This window comes from Mesorhizobium sp. M0106, from assembly GCF_040322715.1.
In the GTDB taxonomy this organism is placed as follows: domain Bacteria; phylum Pseudomonadota; class Alphaproteobacteria; order Rhizobiales; family Rhizobiaceae; genus Mesorhizobium.
Window position 1 is genome coordinate 377,501 of the sequence record NZ_JAMYUA010000001.1, and the last position, 3,139, is coordinate 380,639.

At 61.9% G+C, this 3,139-nt stretch carries 1 protein-coding gene and 1 pseudogene; one reads left to right on the plus strand and one right to left on the minus strand.

What is annotated here, in order from left to right:
* The first annotated feature begins 691 nt into the window (after positions 1–691).
* Positions 692–2,650 (plus strand): M23 family metallopeptidase, encoded by a 1,959-nt coding sequence (locus NKJ55_RS01830; protein ID WP_352448415.1) that lies wholly within the window; start codon positions 692–694, stop codon positions 2,648–2,650.
* A 17-nt stretch (positions 2,651–2,667) separates the two neighbouring features.
* Here the strand turns inward: NKJ55_RS01830 and NKJ55_RS01835 are convergent.
* Positions 2,668–3,015 (minus strand): annotated as a pseudogene (locus tag NKJ55_RS01835) (MFS transporter); the annotation flags it as partial.
* Positions 3,016–3,139 lie beyond the last annotated feature (124 nt).

Here is a 3,139-nt window from a genome sequence, read left to right on the forward strand (position 1 = left end):
AGATTTTATTCTCTCAAAACGTGTCCGCCAAAGTCTCGTTCGAACCGTCCCATCCCTGGCGGGATGAGGGGTTCAGCAGGACTCTGCCGCCCACGTTTCTCTTTCTTCAATATTCAATTTTCAAAGAACAGACTCTGCAGACGCAGTGTCGTGGCCCGTTACGCTTTTGGCTTCGGGGCCTGTCGAGTGTCGCTCACGCGGCTCTCTTGAATTTCGCGGAGGGCAGATTTAGAAGCGAACTTCTTCGTCGCCAGCGGCGCGCCGCCCTCGTTGTTGAGGCGTATATAGTCGGGGGGCGTCCAAAGTGTCAACAGCGATTTCGAACTTTTTTGAATTTTTTGCGACGAAAGTTGGGGCGCCGCTTTTCTGTAGCCGACTGCCGCTACGGCATGGGGACAACAAAGCCGGCTGTCGCGGTGGAGCCCTATTGCCGCCGTATTGCAGTTTGACACCAAGGCCAACGAAGCAGGCGAAAGCGCCACCCGCGCAGGGCCTTCTATAAGAGACCAAACGGTGCCTCCCAGGCGCTTCCTATAAGAGACTAAAGAGAACCCATAGAGACAGACGTGCGATTGGGGATTTCGGCCGGGGCCAGGCGCTTCGTTGACTTCACCCGCCGTGACAGGCAAATGTCATGGCCACAACAAGAACGACAAGCCGTTCCGCCCCGGGGAAGAAGCAGCCTTTCTGGATGCCAGACACGGAAGATGTCATAGCCGACCTCGGCAACGAGCCGCCGCTGATCGCGGACGGCCGCAGCGGCCCTCCCGACCGGCGCGAGGTTTCGGCGCGCTGGCTGTCGGGCACCTTCCTTACCGGCGTGACCTCGAGCGTGCTGATGGGCGTGGCGCTGTTTGCAGCGCTTGACGGCCGCCAGCAGTTGGCGACGCCACCCGAGATCGCCGAACTGATCAGCCTTGCCAGTGGCGACGATTCCGGTGAGATCGCCAAGACGACCAGGCTGGTGGCGCTGCGCCAGATCGCCAAGGCCAAGGATCGCCGGCGCATGGAAGTGTCGATGGTGACCAAGGTCGGCGACCGCGATGTCATCCACACCATGCCTTTCGTGCAGATCAAGATGGCGCTTGCCGCCGGTCACACGACCAGCCGGGCCTATCCGCCTTTCGACCCGATGCAGGTGTTTGGCAATGGCGACGATAATGCTGCCCAGCCGGCAGCCGCCGCCGCCAGCCAGATCTATGGCGCCAAGGTCGAAAGCGAGATGAGCTTGAAGACCGTCGATTTCCCGATCGAGACGGCGGCCTTCGACGAAAAGAGCGACCTTTCTGCCGACGAGGTGGAAAAGGTCGTGCGCGAGGCCGGCACCGATCTGAGCGACGGCGCTGTCCAGGTCGCTTCGCTGCATTATGTCGACCCACAGCGATTCGGTGACGGCTTCGCCGAAAGCATGGCCGGCTCCTATGACGTCAAGATCGTCCCGGAAAACGTCTCGGTGTCGCCGCGTGCCGCCATCGACGACCATGCGCCGGCTTTCGCCGAGGAAATCATCCCCTTCACCAAGGATCTCGACATTGCCGAGGCCTTCGCTGATTCGGGCTATACCGGCGAGGATGCCACCGGAATGGCCGAGGCGATCGCCAAATTGCTGAATGCGACGGCCCTCAAGGCAGGAACCGTGCTGCGCGTTGGGCTTGAGGTCCATGGCGACGCCGCCAAGATCGTTCGCACCAGCGTGTACGACAGGACCCAGCACATCGTCACCATCGCACTCGACGACCACGACCAGTACGTGCCGGCGCAGGAGCCGGAGCCAAATCCCGAATTGCTGACGGCGTTCGACGATTCGCCTGCGCCCGTAGTGCGCGGCAATCTGCCGAACGTCTATGACGGCATCTACCGCACCGCCTATTCCTACGGCATGTCCAAGGCGATGACGCAACGACTGATCAAGTTGCTGGCATCCAGTGTCGACTTTCAGTCGCGCCTCAATCCCACGGACCGCATCGAGGTGCTGTTCTCGCAGCCCGATGGCGACGACCAGGCGTCTGACGAATCCGAGCTGCTTTACGTCTCCGCGACTTTCGGCGGCACGACGCGAAATTTCTACCGTTTCCAGATGCAGGACGGCAGCACCGACTACTTCGACGAAAATGGTAGCAGCGCCGAGCAGTTTCTGCTGCGCAATCCGTTGCCCAATGGCCGATTTACGTCAGGGTTCGGTGCCAGGCGCCACCCCATTTTGGGGTATGTGAAAATGCATACCGGCACCGACTGGGCAGCTCCCGTGGGATCGCCGATTATTGCCGCGGGCAATGGCGTCGTCGAAAAAGCCGGCTGGGCCGGTGGCTATGGCAAGCAGATCATCTTGCGTCACGCCAATGGCTACGAGACGTCCTACAATCACCAGAGCGCCTTTGCCAAAGGCATCGAGCCGGGTGTTCGCGTTCGCCAGGGTCAGGTTATCGGCTATCTCGGCTCAACCGGCCTCTCCACCGGTCCGCATCTTCATTACGAACTGATCGTCAACGGCACAAAGGTCGATTCGATGCGCGTCCGCCTACCGGTCGGCAAGACGCTGAAGGGCGACGACCTCGTCGCCTTCAAGCGCGAGCGCGAACGCATCGACGACCTGCTCAAGCAGGAAGACAGCAATCAGTTGAAGGTCGCGAGCGCCAAGATCGAAGGCTGAGCCGACGTTTTTCGTCGTCAGCCGTGCTGATTCGCCGTGTCGCGCGCCCATGGCAGCCGCTCGCCGGAAACCGTCGTCCACGCGGCGATTGCCGAAAGCAGGCAAAGCACCGCGGTCACCGCGGCAACGGCGGCGAATGCCGCGTCGCTGGCGGCAAGTCGTGCCGCATCGAGGCCGGGCGCCAGGCCGGCTGGCGGCGGTTCGCCGAAACCCGGAATGCCGGAGCCGGCAGCGGTGCCGAGCACGCCAGCATAGACCCAGGCCGCCAGCGATCCCATCGCCGCCACGGCAATCAGGCCGCCGATGCGCGAGACGGCGTTGTTGATGCCCGAGGCCGCACCCGTATCCTTGTCCTCGACCCCCCGCAAGAAGGCGGGGGCCCCCCGCGCAGACCCCACCCCCCAGCCGGGGCCCAAAAAAAACAAAAACGGGGATTAACCCCGAACCCACAGGGGGTTTTTAAAAAAGGACCGAGCCCGCCCAATTAAA

What these genes read in the sequence shown, in the direction of transcription:
- NKJ55_RS01830 (WP_352448415.1), top strand. Translation starts at nt 692, where the DNA reads ATGCCAGACACGGAAGATGTCATAGCCGACCTCGGCAACGAGCCGCCG.